The sequence below is a fragment of the Marinobacter sp. L-13 genome (genome assembly GCF_056857715.1).
Window position 1 is genome coordinate 1 of record NZ_JBSXNQ010000011.1, and the last position, 15518, is coordinate 15518.

15 protein-coding genes and 3 pseudogenes are annotated in these 15518 nt (G+C 54.7%); 6 read left to right on the plus strand and 12 right to left on the minus strand.

Annotated features, from left to right (window positions below; translation table 11 throughout):
* Positions 1-152: pseudogene (locus tag AC13DD_RS00330) on the plus strand (IS3 family transposase); the annotation flags it as partial.
* A gap of 423 nt (positions 153-575) precedes the next feature.
* Here AC13DD_RS00330 and AC13DD_RS00335 read toward each other — a convergent pair.
* The 7 genes from AC13DD_RS00335 to AC13DD_RS00365 form a co-directional block, all read right to left on the minus strand.
* On the minus strand, positions 576-767 hold the full coding sequence (locus AC13DD_RS00335) for a 2-hydroxymuconate tautomerase (protein WP_482930670.1): 192 nt from the start codon (positions 765-767) through the stop codon (positions 576-578).
* A gap of 9 nt (positions 768-776) precedes the next feature.
* Positions 777-1571: a 2-oxo-3-hexenedioate decarboxylase gene (gene dmpH, locus AC13DD_RS00340; RefSeq protein WP_482930671.1), complete on the minus strand. Its 795-nt coding sequence runs from the start codon at positions 1569-1571 to the stop codon at positions 777-779.
* Positions 1568-2605, minus strand: coding sequence for a 4-hydroxy-2-oxovalerate aldolase (dmpG, locus tag AC13DD_RS00345; RefSeq protein WP_286876896.1), 1038 nt, complete (start codon positions 2603-2605; stop codon positions 1568-1570). Before dmpG ends, dmpH begins: the two co-directional genes overlap by 4 nt.
* 13 nt (positions 2606-2618) lie before the next feature.
* A complete protein-coding gene (locus AC13DD_RS00350) occupies positions 2619-3554 on the minus strand; it encodes an acetaldehyde dehydrogenase (acetylating) (RefSeq protein ID WP_482930672.1) in 936 nt (311 codons plus the stop codon).
* A 24-nt stretch (positions 3555-3578) separates the two neighbouring features.
* Entirely contained in the window at positions 3579-4364 is a 786-nt protein-coding gene (gene dmpE / locus AC13DD_RS00355) for a 2-oxopent-4-enoate hydratase (RefSeq protein ID WP_482930673.1), read from the minus strand.
* Between the two features lie 18 nt (positions 4365-4382).
* Positions 4383-5843 (minus strand): 2-hydroxymuconic semialdehyde dehydrogenase, encoded by a 1461-nt coding sequence (locus AC13DD_RS00360; RefSeq protein ID WP_482930674.1) that lies wholly within the window; start codon positions 5841-5843, stop codon positions 4383-4385.
* Positions 5844-6050: 207 nt separating this feature from the next.
* Positions 6051-6971: a LysR family transcriptional regulator gene (locus tag AC13DD_RS00365; RefSeq protein WP_482930675.1), complete on the minus strand. Its 921-nt coding sequence runs from the start codon at positions 6969-6971 to the stop codon at positions 6051-6053.
* A gap of 104 nt (positions 6972-7075) precedes the next feature.
* Between AC13DD_RS00365 and AC13DD_RS00370 the strand changes: the two genes are divergently transcribed.
* Positions 7076-8086 (plus strand): LLM class flavin-dependent oxidoreductase, encoded by a 1011-nt coding sequence (locus AC13DD_RS00370; RefSeq protein WP_482930676.1) that lies wholly within the window; start codon positions 7076-7078, stop codon positions 8084-8086.
* Between the two features lie 13 nt (positions 8087-8099).
* Here AC13DD_RS00370 and AC13DD_RS00375 read toward each other — a convergent pair whose 3' ends face one another.
* The gene (locus AC13DD_RS00375) at positions 8100-8594 is read right to left on the minus strand and encodes a MarR family winged helix-turn-helix transcriptional regulator (RefSeq protein ID WP_482930677.1); all 495 of its coding nucleotides are present in this window, start codon (positions 8592-8594) and stop codon (positions 8100-8102) included.
* Positions 8595-8831: 237 nt separating this feature from the next.
* Between AC13DD_RS00375 and AC13DD_RS00380 the strand changes: the two genes are divergently transcribed.
* From AC13DD_RS00380 to AC13DD_RS00390, 3 genes are all read left to right on the plus strand, one after another.
* Positions 8832-9212: a RidA family protein gene (locus tag AC13DD_RS00380; RefSeq protein ID WP_482930678.1), complete on the plus strand. Its 381-nt coding sequence runs from the start codon at positions 8832-8834 to the stop codon at positions 9210-9212.
* A 489-nt stretch (positions 9213-9701) separates the two neighbouring features.
* Positions 9702-10004 (plus strand): type II toxin-antitoxin system TacA family antitoxin, encoded by a 303-nt coding sequence (locus tag AC13DD_RS00385; protein WP_072678555.1) that lies wholly within the window; start codon positions 9702-9704, stop codon positions 10002-10004.
* Positions 10005-10083: 79 nt separating this feature from the next.
* Positions 10084-10524, plus strand: coding sequence for a hypothetical protein (locus AC13DD_RS00390; protein ID WP_041657497.1), 441 nt, complete (start codon positions 10084-10086; stop codon positions 10522-10524).
* A 246-nt stretch (positions 10525-10770) separates the two neighbouring features.
* Here AC13DD_RS00390 and AC13DD_RS00395 read toward each other — a convergent pair whose 3' ends face one another.
* Positions 10771-11247 carry a hypothetical protein gene (locus tag AC13DD_RS00395; RefSeq protein WP_482930679.1) on the minus strand — a complete coding sequence of 159 codons (477 nt, stop codon included), beginning with the start codon at positions 11245-11247 and terminating at the stop codon, positions 10771-10773.
* Complete coding sequence (locus AC13DD_RS00400; protein ID WP_138435644.1) at positions 11228-12127, minus strand: DNA replication terminus site-binding protein; 900 nt, start codon at positions 12125-12127, stop codon at positions 11228-11230. The genes AC13DD_RS00395 and AC13DD_RS00400 overlap by 20 nt, the downstream gene beginning before the upstream one ends.
* A gap of 192 nt (positions 12128-12319) precedes the next feature.
* Here AC13DD_RS00400 and AC13DD_RS00405 point away from each other — a divergent pair, with 192 nt between their 5' ends.
* A complete protein-coding gene (locus tag AC13DD_RS00405) occupies positions 12320-14200 on the plus strand; it encodes an AAA family ATPase (protein ID WP_482930680.1) in 1881 nt (626 codons plus the stop codon).
* A gap of 148 nt (positions 14201-14348) precedes the next feature.
* Here AC13DD_RS00405 and AC13DD_RS00410 read toward each other — a convergent pair.
* A pseudogene (locus AC13DD_RS00410) lies at positions 14349-14729 on the minus strand (transposase); the annotation flags it as partial.
* A 28-nt stretch (positions 14730-14757) separates the two neighbouring features.
* Positions 14758-15384 (minus strand): annotated as a pseudogene (locus AC13DD_RS00415) (cation efflux transmembrane domain-containing protein); the annotation flags it as partial.
* Positions 15385-15518 lie beyond the last annotated feature (134 nt).

The following is a 15518-nucleotide window of genomic DNA, read 5'->3' on the forward strand; positions in this document are numbered from 1 at the left end:
TGGATCTGATGTACCTGATTGACCAGCAGCATCTGGAAACGCCGTACTATGGCTCTCGTAAAATGCGTGTCCACCTGGAACGCAAAGGCCACCGGATAAACCGCAAGCGGGTGCAGCGCCTGATGCGCACCATGGGCATCCCCACCCCTCACGAGGCAGGTAGCACTGTGGCAGAGTGCCAGACTTCCCAGGGTAAGACGCGTGACCTTCACACTTATACCCACCGCATCTACGTCCACACCTTCCGTGCAAGTACTGGGCTTTGGCGATAATGGCCGCCTTACCCGGTGTGGCCGCCTCTTATGCGATTCCTGTTCGTCGGGCCAGTGCTTTGCCTGCGGCTTCCTTCAGATTCCACCTCGCGGTGGACACCCTTGCCGTCCGGCTAGTGGTTCCCCTTGCCGGGCCCACAGGGGACTTGCACCCCCAAGTCATCCGGCCAGCACCACCTGGACCGGAACAGCGCCCCTCAGGGCGCTACGCGCCATGCCTGGCGCACCACGAAAAAAGGCCCGAGATTAACGGGCCAAAAGAGAGCGATAATAAGTAAGTGACTTATAAAACCATAACACTCTTCATCGCCCCAGCTTTTTAGCCGACTGCCCGGCAATACCAAAGTGCTGCTTGGGCATTTCGTTGAGGATAATGCGCACACTCTCCACCGGTGCACCTAACGAACGCACCATTGCATCCGTTACTTCACGGATCAGCATTTCCTTTTGCTCGTCAGTGCGACCTTCCATAATATTGATTTGTGCAATCGGCATAACGCCTCCTTATTCGAACCGGGCGGTTACGGTGCCCAGCCCCTGGTAACGAACACTGATGTTGTCACCGGCCTCCACTGCGATCGCAGCAGTGATACCGCCAGTCATGATGAAGGTGCCCGCCGGGATGTGCTCACCGCGCTCCGCCAGCAGGTTGGCCAGCATGGCGACGCTGGAAGCCGGGTGGCCCAAGACCGCAGCACCGGCACCTACGTCTACGATTTCTCCGTTCTTCTCAACCACAACACCCAGGGTTTTCAGGTCCAGGTCGGCAATATTCGACATGGTGCCGCCGGTGATAAAACGGCTGGAGGAGGCGTTATCAGCCACCACGCTCACCAGGTCGAACTTGAAGTTCTCGTAGCGGGAGTCGATCACTTCCACCGCCGGGATCACGAAGTCGGTGGCGGCCAGGACGTCACCGATATGGCAACCGGGGCCATGCAGGGGCGCCTTGGTCACGAAGGCGATTTCGGCTTCGATTTTCGGATGAATCAGTTCCTTTGTATTGACCACACCGCCGTCCGGCACGCTGAAGTAATCTGCAAGGAAGCCATAGATCGGGGTTTCCACGCCCATCTGGGCCATCTTGGCCCAGGAGGTCAGGCCCATTTTCATGCCCACAACCTTGTTTCCACGCTCTTCCTTTCGACGACGGATTTCCCACTGCACGTCGTAGGCGTCTTCAAAGGTCATGTCCGGATAATCGTTGGTGACCTTGGTGATATCGCGGGCGTTCAGTTCGGCGTTTTCTACGTGCTCGGCCAGGGCCAGCATCTGTTCGTTGCTCAGGGTCTTGCTCATGCTTTTTGCTCCTCTTGCGCCTTCAGCAGATCCAGCGCCACGTCCACGATCATGTCTTCCTGGCCACCCACCATCCGGCGTTTGCCCAGTTCAACGAGAATATCCACAGTCTTCAGGCCATACTTCTGTGCCGCCACTTCGGAGTGGCGCAGGAAGCTTGAGTACACGCCGGCATAGCCCAGCGCCAGGGTTTCACGGTCCACACGCACCGGGCGGTCCTGCAACGGACGTACGATGTCGTCAGCCGCGTCCATCAGGGCGTACACGTCGGTGCCGTGGTCCCAGCCCATTTTGTCGAAGGCGGCAATGCACACTTCCAGTGGGGCGTTGCCGGCACCGGCACCCATGCCGGAGAGGCTGGCGTCGATGCGGTCACAGCCTTCTTCCACTGCGACGATGGAGTTGGCCACGCCCAGCGCCAGGTTGTGGTGGGCATGGATACCGGTTTTGGTTTCCGGCTTGAGAACGTCTTTCAGGGCGCGGAAGCGGTCCCGGATGTCGTTCATGTTCATGGCACCGCCGGAGTCCACCACGTACAGGCAGGTGGCGCCGTAGTCTTCCATCATCTTGGCTTGTTCTGCGAGGCCCTGCGGGGTCTGCATGTGGCTCATCATCAGGAAGCCCACGGTGTCCATGCCCAGCTTTCTTGCGTGCTCGATGTGCTGTTTGGAGACATCGGCTTCGGTGCAGTGGGTGGCCACACGTACAATGCGGGCACCGGCTTTGTAGGCGTTGTCCAGGTCGTGGACGGTACCAATACCGGGCAGCAGCAAGGTGGCAATCTGGGCGTGTTCCACCACTTCGGCCACGGCTTCAATCCACTCCAGGTCGGTGTGGGCGCCAAAGCCGTAGTTAAAGCTGGAGCCTTGCAGGCCGTCGCCGTGGGCGACTTCAATGCTGTCGACTTTCGCCTTGTCCAGGGCCCGTGCGATGTCTTGCACGTTCTTGATGGAGTACTGGTGACGAATGGCGTGGCTGCCGTCTCGCAGGGTCACGTCGGAGATGTAGAGTTTTTTACCGGGATTAAAGGTCATGGTTCGGTCCTCCTCAGTTGACCAGCGATTCGGCGATGCGCTCGGCAGTACCGAGGGCGGCGGAGGTCATGATGTCCAGGTTGCCGGCGTAGGCGGGCAGGTAATGGGCCGCACCTTCCACTTCCAGGAAGATGGAGGTTTTCAGGCCACTGAAGCGGCCCAGGCCCGGGACGTTCATGGGCTGGTCTTCAGGAATGACGTCGAACTGGACTTTCTGCTTGAGGCGGTAGCCCGGCACATAGGACGACACGGCTTGCACCATTTCTTCGACGGAGGCTTCCACTTCCGCCTGGTCAGCGGCATCCGACAGCACGTACACGGTGTCGCGCATCAGCAAGGGCGGCTCAGCCGGGTTCAGGATGATGATGGCCTTGCCCTTTTGGGCACCACCGACCACTTCGATGGCCTTGGAGGTGGTTTCGGTGAACTCGTCGATGTTGGCGCGGGTGCCGGGGCCAGCAGACTTCGAAGAGATGGAGGCTACGATTTCGGCGTAGTGCACCTTCGCCACGCGAGACACGGCTGCCACCATCGGAATCGTGGCCTGGCCACCGCAGGTAACCATGTTCACGTTACCTTCGTTCAGGTTTTGCTCCAGGTTCACTACCGGTACGCAGTAGGGGCCGATGGCCGCCGGCGTCAGGTCCACAATCTTGATGTTTTCTTTGTGGCCACGCAGGAACACTTCGTTGTGCATGTGCGCGCCAGCAGAAGTGGCATCAAACACGATGTCGATGTCGGCAAATTCCGGCATTTTCACCAGGCCGTCCACGCCTTCGTGGGTGGTGGCCACGCCCATACGGCTGGCACGGGCCAGGCCGTCGGATTCCGGGTCGATACCGACCATGGCGCCCATTTCGATATTCTTGCCGTTACGCAGGATCTTGATCATCAGGTCGGTGCCGATGTTGCCCGAGCCGATGATGGCGGCTTTGATTTTCTTGCTCATAATCTTGTCCTCGTTTGGTCCGGATCAGACAAAGCGCACAGATGCGCTGCCAATCCCGCCAATGTCCACACGCATGGTGTCACCGGCTTTCACCGGCTCCAGCGGTACCAGGGAGCCCGACAGGATGACTTCACCTGCCTTCAGGGAAATACCAAACTCACCCAGGGTGTTGGCCAGCCAGGCCACGCAGTTCACTGGAGAGCTCAACGCGGCTGCGCCGGCGCCGGTGCTGATGATAGAACCGTTCTTCTCCACCACCATGCCGCAGGTCACCAGGTCGATATCCCGGGGGGAAACCGCGTTGTCGCCCAACACGAACAGACCACAGGATGCGTTGTCGGCAATGGTGTCCTGAATGGCGATCTTCCAGTCCTGGATGCGGGAATCGACAATCTCGAAACAGGGCATCACGCATTCGGTCGCTGCCAGCACATCTGCGTTGGTAATACCCGGGCCGTTCAGATCCTTTTTCAGGATGAAGGCAATTTCGCCTTCGGCACGGGGGGCAATCAGGCGGTCGCTGATGGGCACCGCTTCACCGCTGTTGAACACCATGTCGTCGGTCAGGTAACCGAAATCGGGCTGGTGTACATTCAGCATGTTCATCACCGCTTTGCTGGTGACACCGATCTTCTTGCCGATGACCCGGGCACCGGCTTGCTGCCGGCGCTCAAGCATGCACAGGGAGATGTGATAGGCATCGTCAATGCTGATGTCTTCACCACGGCTGGTCAGCGGGGAAACCGCTTCCCGCTTGACCATGGCTTCGTAGAGTTCGTCGCCGAACTGCTGGATTTTTTGCTGGTCCATTGGATTTACCCCGGCTCGTTAGAGCTTGATGCACACGTTCTTCATTTCGGTGTAGAACTCCAGGGAGTGCACACCGCCCTCACGGCCAATACCGGACTGCTTGCTGCCGCCAAAGGGCGTGCGCAGATCCCGCAGGAACCAGCTGTTCACCCAGATGATGCCGGCTTCAACCTTACCCGCTACACGATGGGCGCGGCTCACGTTCTCGGTCCAGATGGCGGAGGCCAGGCCGTATGGCAGGCTGTTGGCCAGCTCGATCGCTTCTTCCTCGGTATCGAACGGGCGGATATGACAGCAAGGGCCGAAGATCTCGTCGGTTACCACGGCGGAATCGTCCGGCAGGCCTGTCCAGATCGTGGGCTGTACCCAGGCTCCCCCTGCATACTCTTGCGGCATCTCGGGCACGCCACCGCCAGTAATCACCGTGGCACCGTCTTCCACCGCTTTCTGGTAGTAGGACAGCACTTTCTCGCGGTGCTTGAGACTGACCAGCGGGCCGAAGTTGGCCTTCTCGTCATCGGGCGGGCCAATGCGCAGTTTTTCCGCTTCTTCTTTCAGACGGGAAACAAACTCGTCGAAAATGGAGCGTTCAACGTAAACACGCTCGGTACCCAGGCACACCTGACCACAGTTGACGAAAGCGGAACGCATAGTGCCTTCGATAGCCTTGTCCATGTCGCAGTCGGCGAATACCAGGCCGGCGTTCTTGCCACCCAGCTCCAGGGAGATGTCCCGAATGCCTTTGGCAGCAGACTTCATGATGGTCTCGCCGGTGGTGGTTTCGCCGGTAAAGGTGAAACCATCTACATCCTGGTGCTCCGTCAGGAACTGACCAGCAGAATCCCCACCAAAACCGTGCACCACGTTGTAAACACCATCAGGCACGCCGGCGTCTTTCATCACCTCACCCAGCAACGCGGTAGTGGTCGGGGTTTCTTCGGAGGGTTTCACCACAACGGTGTTACCACAGGCCAGTGCCGGACCGACTTTCCAGGTCATCAACAACAATGGCAGGTTCCAGGGGCTGATCACACCGATCACGCCTTTGGGGCGACGCACGGCGTAGTTCAGGGCGCCGGTGCCATCCGGAGTCGCCATTTCAAAGGATTCCGCCGCCACGTTCTTGACCATGTCTGCGAACACTTTGAAGTTGGCCGCACCCCGGGGGATATCGATGTGGCTGGCCATGGACTTGGGCTTACCGGTGTCCAAACACTCTGCTTCCAGAAACTCGTCAAAGCGGTCGTTAATGCCATCGGCCACCTTGTGCAGGATGCGGGTACGCTCATCCAGGGTCATTTTGCCCCAAGGACCATTCAGCGCTGCCCGGGCAGCCTTCACGGCTGAGTCCACTTCTTCACGACCGGCTTCATGGACCTTGGCAAACACCTGGCCGGTCACCGGGTTTACGTTATCGAACAGTTTTCCGTTGGCTGAGCCTACGTATTCGCCGTTGATGTAGTGTTTGATCTCTTTCATCGCTCACCTTTGTTGTTAGCTGCGCGTAAATACAGCTGTAGTGTTTTGGTTTTTTTGAGCGGCCTGGAGATTCTCAAAAATTTTCTCTCCAAGGCCTGCATCGTTGCTCCAGTATATCTTTGCAAAAGCGGGATAAAACAAACAAAAACGGGCAGTTCAAATCCCATAAACGAGAACTACAGGAAAAGCAGGAGGTAAATGGCAGGCTCAGGTAGCGGCTGGTCCTTTACCTACCTTTTCCATAACAAACTCAATAAAAGCGCGGGTTTTAACCGGTAAACTATCCCGGTGCGGATACAGCATATGCATCGTACGACTCTCCATTGTCCAGTCGGGCAAAAGCTGTAACAGAACCCCGCTGTTCAGCTCTTCCTCTACCATGTAGCGCGGTAGACAGCAGGCCCCAAGGCCCCGCTTTACGGCATCCAAAGCAAACTGGACTTCATCTGTTCGTATGTGTGCATGGGGGGTAAAGGTCTCCGTCTCGCCGTCATCCCGCTGAAATCGCCAGAACGCCGATCGTTTGAGTACCACCAATGGCAAAGCCGCAAGACCAGCAGGCTGCTTCGGCTGAGCATAACGGCTTAGCATCTCTGGCGTGGCCACTACCAGCATTTCGGTTTGCAGAAGCGGTCGCGATATCCAGTCATTGAGGGTCACCGCGCCAAGGCGGAAGGCAATATCAATGCTGTTCTTTACCAGGTCTACATTTTGGTTGCTGAGGAACATTTCCACGCTTACGCGTGGGTTAATTTCCATAAACTCAAATACCCACTCCTTCACGTTATGGTGTCCTAATGCGAGCGGAGCAGTGATTTTTATATCTCCTGAAAGTGATGAAAGCTCACTATTTACATCTTCTGAGCGCATCTCAAGCTCACTCATTACTGGAGAAAGGCTGCTGTAAAACCGTTGGCCAGACTCCGTAAGGCCTAACTTCTTTGAGCTTCGATGAACCAGCTTATAACCAAGTTGTTGCTCAAATGCCTGCAAACGACGCGATAGAGTCGATGTGGGAATATCCAGATAGCGAGCCGCCGCAACCAAACTTCCCTTCTCAACAACCTTGGTGAAGTAAAACAAATCCTGATAGTTCATATCACTATTCTCAAATATGAGATCACGCATTCCCACGGATCAGGTAGACAAAAATCGCCATCAAACTATATTTACCACCCAGAAAGCGCGTGCGTTGCGAACGCTGAACCCAGCCTATAATTTCAGGTAACCCCATGGCTTTGAAACTAACCGTCGTTGATCAGTCTCCCGTACAGGGCATACCCAACAACGTCTCACCTGTAGCATTAACAGTCGACTTGGCCCGCCACTGTGATCGCCTTGGCTACCATCGTTACTGGCTGGCTGAGCACCACAACAGTGTCAATTTCGCCGGCCCATGCCCCGAGATCCTGATCAGCCACATCGCCAGCGTAACTGAACGCATCCGGGTTGGCAGTGGCGGGGTTATGCTGAGTCATTACAGCCCCTACAAAGTCGCTGAGCAATTCAGCATGCTGGAAACTCTCTTTCCAGGGCGCATCGACCTTGGCATCGGTCGTGCGCCGGGCGGCGATGCAATGGCCTCTCGCGCCCTTGCATATCCGGCCCCACCCGGGCTGGAAAACTATGCTGAACAGGCCCAGCTTTTACAAGGTTTACTGAATAACACACTACCAGACAATCACACCTACAAAGCTCTGCAGGTGATGCCGGGCCAGCCAGCTATCCCACAAACCTGGATGCTCGCCTCTGGCAGCGGAAGCACCGGGCTGGCTGGACAGCTAGGCATGAAAATGACACTCGCTTTGTTTATCAGCCCAGATCCGGCTCCAGCCAGCGTAATTGCCGAGTACAAACAGGCCTGGCGTGACGCCGGTCATGCAGGCAATCCCGAGGCGAGCATCGCGATCGCGGCTCTTTGCGCGGATAGCCGCGAAGAAGCGGAATACCACGCTGCCCCCGCTGTATACTGGAAAGTGAAAGCCTTCAGCCAAGGCGTCCGTGAAGTGGTGAAAGCACCCGCTGAAGCTCTGCGTCTGAAAGATCAGCTAAGCCCGACTGAGCAGGACTTCTTCGATGCAATCCTGAACTCAATGGTTTTAGGCACGGCCGATGAGTGCGCCGAAAAAATTCAATGCCTTGCCGATCAATACCAGACGGATGAGGTAGGCGTTGTAACGGTAACTCATGACTATCAGTACCGCCTGCGCAGTTATGAGCGACTGGCTGAGGCATTGATTTAAGGGCTTGGCAGCATTACTCAAGCCCGACTATGAGCTTGAGGCACTTTACAAATAATGGCTGAAGCTCTTTAGGAAGCCGGTCTAACAGCCGCTGCTCTATATCTGCATCACGGGGTAAAACCCGTCCAAGAAGCTCTGCACCTGCTTCGCTGATATATAACTTATAGGCGCGCTGATCATCGCTGGCCCGATACCGGGTCAGCAGTGCGTTTGCACACAACCGCTTCACAATATCCCCCACCGTATTCCTATCCATCGCAAGATGAGTTGCCAGCGCATTCTGAGTTAAGCCAGGGTGCTGGGCGACCACAACAAGCGATGCCTTTTGCCGCGGGGTAAGCGATTCTTCAAAAAACTCCTGGTGAAACATGTCCTCCGCCTGAAAGTGCGCCCGCCTAAGCAGGTGAGAGGCAACATTTTCAAGGCGGAAATTGTCTACTAACCCCTGAACCTCTGGTGGCAATAGTGCCGCTTCGGAGGGGGGGCATGCTTTATGATTTTTGGGCATTCTGCGGGTCCGCTTGTTAATTAACAGCTATAGAACATAAATCATTTCATGTACGTTGTCACACTAAGATTACAACGTCTTATTAAGATCACCCATTATCCGCTTCGAAGCTAATACAACACTATCTACCTGATATTCAATGGATTAATTGACCGAGAAAGAAGGTCTTGACAAGGCCAAGACATCTTCTACAAGCTCAATAATAATACGTGCACACACAAAAACAAAGAGGGAAAGATGACTTCGTCAAGCAATGCACTTAGGACACCCCTGGTGGCCAACTCGCTACCTTCTCCTCACTTTTCGTATAGCCCCGTCGTTAAGTCTGGTGCATTTATCCATGTCTCTGGGCTTGTAGGTCTGAGTCCCGAAACTGGCGAATTAATCTCGGGTGGAATGGCTGCTGAGACCACACAGATCCTGAACAATGTCAGCAACCTCTGTAAAGAGCTGAGCCTGCCTCTTGAAAATCTCATGCTTGGCGGACGGGACACTAGATATTACCAATGTGTCTGGTCTTCCGGTGTATGGGGGGCTCTGGGTAACGCGGCCGTGGGAAAAGGTCCGCTTCGTGGTCAATTTGAATGTCCGCTTTGCGACCATACCGAGTACCAATAGCTTGTTCCGATCTCATCCAAAGGGGGCTCATCGAACGGTCACTCTTTTGCGGAACAAATACGTTGTTCCGTTGAGTGGGCGAGGGGTCGTGAAATCAGTCGCTGGTTTTTTGCGGACAGGGTGCGATTTTCTGCCAACCAGTTAAACCTTCCGCACCCGCCGGGGCCAGGCTTAATCGATGTAATGATTCGTATCCCAATGTTTCACCTTGCGAAGTGCGTTCCAGGATAGCGGTTGGGCAGCTATACAGACTTGCTCATAGCATATGAGCGGTTTCTTCTGTGATCACACTTTTTGTAATTGTTCTACAATACGGCGTTTCAGTGGATTAAGCCCCGTTGACATTGGGATAGCTTTAGCCGATAGTTAATGTACGGTTATTTTCCGTACATTATGGCTTCTAGGTTTAAGCCAGTAGTGCAGCATAATGGAAAACACCAAAACAGAGGTTCTGGCCGATTGGCCAGCCAGTTGAAAGAGGAACACCGCATGTCAAAGACAAGCGCGCGGCTGGATTTACGAATTGATCCGGCTATTAAAGAATTGGCGGCGCGCGCTTCAGCTCTGACCGGGAGTCACAGTCTCTCAGAGTTTGTCATCCAGGCAATCCGGGAGAAGTCGGTTCGCGTGATCGAGGAGGCTGAGGTGTATCGCCTGAACAGCCAGTCGTTTGATGCTTTTGTAGCAGCCTGCGAAGCAGCTCCAGCACCGAACGAGGCATTGCTGAGGGCGAAACGTCGCCGGAGTAAAAGGATGGAAAACGGTGACCTTGAGGTCAGAGCCATTAGATAAGAAGTCGCATGACCGGAAATCGTTTGATTGTGGGCTGGAACGGGTAAATGAGTTCCTTAGGCGAGAAGCTCGCAAGCAGATGGACAAGAAAATCAATCGCACCTGGGTGCTGGTGGATGATGAACCTACAAATGTGTTGCCAGCTCAGGTCCTGGGGTATTTCACCCTGACCAGCGCAACCGTGGTGCGTGATGAGTTGCCAGATCAGGAGACCCGTAGTCGATATCCGGCCTATCCCATTCCAGTGATCAAGCTTGCGTGGCTGGGTGTGGATAGCAAACTACACGGCTCCGGACACCGATACGGTGAAACGCTGCTTCTTGAGGCCTTGGAGGAGGCGTACCGGATTGTTCAATACAGTGGCATGGGAATAGCGGTTGTAACGGACCCTCTTACCCAGATCAGTGATCGCTTTTTTAAGCGCTACGGTTTCCTGCCTATGGGAAGGCAATTTGGAGATCTGCAGTCGCTTTACTTGCCGATGGGTACAATTGGTCAGCTGATTGATCTTCCATCTTGAGGATGATCGCAACCAGGAATTGCCGCCCGAACGAGCGTTCAAAGCTTTGAATAACGGGCTGTAGTGAGATTTTGGTTCCGTTCAGAAAATGAATACTCTCGCTGCCAGTCCGTCTCAGCATAAGGGGTATGAAGCCTGGCGCTGCTCTCAGGCAGGGCTGGAGCTCCTTTCCACATACCAAACCGACGAGTCCACGATCTCTGGCGGATGAGTCAAGCCGCAAGAGAGCTGCAGGTGGCATTCTACCTAACCTTTATACAGTGCTGCCGCCCCTCTTAGCGCTGCCAATACCAGTTGCTCGTCGTCACAAACGGACTGCTTCTTAAGTTGTGCAAGAGCAAGTGCGCCAAGCCGAAAACTTTGTGAAATGGGCAGGGGTAGGGCGTATCCGGTACCTGATCCTTGGCTGGCAGCCAGGTAAATCCTGCCGGGCTGGCGCTCAATCGTTATCCCCTTTGTTGGCCTCTTAAACTCGGCCTTGGGTAAATAGCCCAGACACACACAACAAAGAAGTGGTAGGTCGTCCTCGCCCAATTGGAGAACAATCTTCCTCTTCCATTCAATGCGTTCACCTTGGCGTGGTGCGACTTCCAAATTCAGTGCAGCCAGCGGCACGCCACCCTCTTGGGTAATGTAGGTCGCCTCTGCAGTGAAAGCCGCCTTTGAACCGAAACAGCGTACCTTTGCCTGGAGAGCAGGGTGTTCAGGCTTGACCGTCGACATAGCGATGAATGCTCAATGCTTGAATGACAGGTTCTGGCTCTATCTTGGATTCGCGCTGGAGTCGAACTGGAACCTCATTACGAAATGCTGGATTTTCACGCCAAGCCAACCTCGGGAGAGTCTCCTGCTGTGCAATAACTACTCCCGAAATCGGGCAACTCTTCCGGAGGACCTTGCCCGCCTCGCGATAGGCGTAGTTTGCTCGCAATTGATTCGGCAGAGTGATTCGGCGGACCAAAGGCTGATCGGGTGAACATTTTCGCCTCAGGACATCTATGGCGGTGTCTGCCAACTCCCCATCACGATCCCTGAGCCCTTCGGCCAGCGCCATGGCCTCATCAAAGCTGAGTTTCTGGATCCGGGCGTGACTGGTTGCCCAGGTCCAGGAGATTGAATCTAAATTACGAGGCATGATCCGGATCTGTCGGTAACACTCCCGCAGATCAAGCGTCTGAATTCCTGCACTTTTCAGAGCGTTCTTCAGCACCGTTTCCCGTGATACCCCGCGCTTCTCAAGGGAAAGGTTCCGGATTTTCAGAACAGTTTCCTTGAAGTGACTTTTAGCTGCATTTAGCTGCTCGACCGCCGACACTGTCGCATCTGAAGCACAAATAATGCCCGCTTCGTATTTCCTGTTGTGAGTATCGTCAATGGTCAGCCCAACCGCATCTATAATCGCAGCTCTGCGCGCATCCGCGGTATAGCGCTGTTTTTCAGTGGCGCCAAAAGTTGGGATATACACTTCAAAATTTCTGGCATGATCCGCTTCTGATAGCTTCTTTAGCCCCTCACAATGATCGACGAGGGATTGATAAGCAGTCGAAAGCTCCTCGATCAAGTCACGCGGGACAGGGACATCGCCAACATCAGAGTTCAACATGTTTTGGATCTCCCAATATCAGAGTACGGCACGGACACTGTGTGAACACAAACAAAATCAAAGACCTGATTTATTATACCATATATTTCTGCAGACGAATCTCTTCATTAGCCAATACCAGACTCTGACGGTATCTTGGTTGCACCTAAGCAAAAGATCCTTGAGATTGCCTGAACTCACGAATTGGACACCATGACGAAACTTGCGATCCCACTAAGCCTTGAGACGTTACAAGAGCTGGATAAAGACCGGACAAGACTCTCCGGCTTAACCAATGCTGAGCTGGCGGGTTTGTTTACCCTGTTTAAACTGGCCAACTCATCAAAACCCTTTAATGGCCCTGCGAGTGAACGTCTCCTTGCGGAAAGCCTCCTGCTGATTGGTGATTCTCAAGAGGCCAGATCAGAAATTGAGGACCTGGTACAGGATCGAGTAGAGCACTTTTCTGACCTGGCTCCGGGCAACAGCGACATGTTCTTTCTCATGTCAGTCTCGGACGTTGCCAACAAAAGTTACCTGGAACAAAAAAACCGATGGCGTTACGGTTGCTCGAAAGAGTTCAACCAGGTGTTCATCAAACGTAACATCCTGGGTCTGCAGCGGAATGTGTCACTATCGACTGAGCATGACCGCTTGATTCGAGCCATCGAGGCCGAGCCGGACGAACCCATGGCCATTCAAGGCTTTGCCGGCGTGGGTAAGACCTACCTCATCACAACGCTTGCGGCATCCTTGGGCGCCAAAGGTCTCTCTGTTGTAGCTCTGGCTCACACCCGTCAGCAACTCACAGCGCTCATGGAACGCACGCAAGCCGTTCGGGGATTGACGTTAGCGGAATTGATGAAAGAGCTGGTCTATCCTGGAGAGCCTGCACCCAGGCCCTCCAGGGGCTCGCGTTACCGGATGGGGCAGCGCTTCAACCGCACCTATGAGCAAATGGCACATATTCTGGGGATCCAACCGCTTCAGCGAGCGAAGCCTCCCGAGGTTGCCAAAATTGCGTGGAAGACGGTAACGTCGTTTTGCCGCAACTCCGGTCATGAGATCACGACTGAACATCTACCCGCTACGATAAAATCTCACTGGTCCGCCTCAGACAAAGTCATTCTGGTAGAAGTTGCTCGCAGGATGTGGGAAGTCATTGTGAATCCGCCAAATCAGGAATCTGAACTGCCAATGCGGATCTATCACCAAATCAAGCATGCTGATGTTGAAGGCAAGGTGCTTCCTCCTACGATCCGTATCGCCCTGGTCGATGAAGCCCACGATCTGCCCCTGCCCATTATTAATATTCTTGAGCGAACGCCGCCACCACAGGCGACATTTACCTTTGGTGATCGATACCAACACCTTTTCGGGGCCGGAGGAACTCAGCGACCAGGGCGATCACGAGGTCGAGAACTAGGCGTATCAGTCAGGGCTGGTGAGAGCACAACGGAGCTTTTTAACCAGGTTCTTGCGGCACACCCCATTACTCCGGAGTTGGAGTTTGTCGGCATCAGACCAGAAAACACCCGGGTTGTGTCCTACCAGACCCTGCCGGCGCCGAGCGGAAACTGCGCCATCATTTTTCGCTCATACTGGGCCTTGTTTGAGCAGTTCCAGCGATGTGCCCATGAAAAAGCCGCTTTCACGTTGATGCCAGGATCGGAGAAAGCCCTGCAGTGGTTCATGGGCGACGTAATCGAGCTGTTCAATCACGGTACGCGCCCAAGCTTCCCAAGCTTATTCCGGTACGGAACCTTCGACGAACTGGTAAAGCGAGAATCGCAGCACGCCGATATCAGTCGTATTGTCGACCTGCTTTCCCGCGGCTATCAGCTCAAACACCTCGATGAATCATTGTCTCGGCAGGCGAGGGGCTACGCCAATGTTCTGTGGCTAGGGATGCCAGAGCACACCAAGAACATGGAATTTGAAAAAGTTGTTATTGCGGACGATTTTTTCAGTCAGACCAACATGGTCTCAAAAGATGCTCTCGTGTCCAGCGTGTACACCGCGATCTCGCGAGTTAAAGCGGAGCTGCACCTACCTGCCGAATTTGATAATTGGGTAAGGGGGCTCTCAAGCTGACCAGGGAAACGTCGGTCCACGGTTCAGCGCGATGCGTTATGCCCCTGCGGTTTTCGGATGATCCGAGGATTACCTTCATCTTAATCTTTAGGGTATACGGATTTAATGGTTGATGGGGCACCTTCACCCCATCAATCTGATACCACCCTCAGATGGTTGATAGATCGACTCCGTAGTTGAGTTCCTCTGCGAAGTCCGGCAGTCCGTAACCGATGGTTTTCTTGTAGAAAGGAGAGACCTTCGCAGTCGGTGCCTTCTTCTTGTGCTTCGTGGTGTAGAGCATTCGTGCCCGCATCACCTCGAAGGAGTAACCGCGCCCTTCACGGTTCTTGTCCTTGGCCAGTCGGTTGATGGACTCCGTGTAAGCGTTGGTGACGGGCATGTCCGTCTCGAAGTAGGTCATGGTCTCTTCGCGCCAGTTTCCCACTGCCCTGACCAGATCGCTCCAGACTTCCTTTTGGCCCTTCGGGATGGTGGCTATCCACTCGTCCAGGGCGGCTTCTGCCTGGAGCCGTGTGGTGGCGTCCCAAGAGCTTTTTGCCAATAATGAGCATTATTTAACCCTTCAACGCCAAAATGCGTCTGGCACCGTTAAGTACAATGCCCCCCGCGATGGTGCCGATAATCAGATCCGGATAATTGGAACCGGTCCACGCGACCAGGGCGCCGGCGGTGATGACCCCCAGGTTGATCACCACGTCGTTGGCCGAGAATATCCAGCTTGCCTTCATGTGCGCCCCGCCTTCCCGATGTTTGGATATGAGCAGCAGACAACTGGTATTGGCAATCAATGCGACGAATGCGATAGCCATCATCACCAGCGATTCAGGCTCACTACCGAATACAAAGCGCCTCACGACCTCTACGAGTACGCCAACAGCCAAAACCAGTTGGACCACACCAGCAACGTGCGCAACACGGACCTGCCTTTTCACGCTATGTCCAACCGCATAAAGGGCAAGCCCGTACACCGCCGCATCGGCAAAATTGTCCAGGGATTCTCCAATCAGGCCGGTGGACTGGGCGATCAGACCGGCAGTCATTTCCACCACGAACAGAAGTGCATTGATGCCGAGCAACCAGCGCAGGGTCCCGGATTCTTGCTTAGCAGAAGCTGCCGAAAACTCGGCGGCCTTGATGGTCTCCGGATTTGCAGCGACGGTTTCCTGAAGCGAGGCGCCTAGGAGTCTGCGCGGCAGAAGCTACATTCTGGCACAATAGATCAAAATTCTTCAGCAACAGGATGACTGATGGGAACCACTTTCCGCCCGTATTCGCCTGGCCAGGAACTGCTTCTTCCCCCGAGCCTGAACGAGTG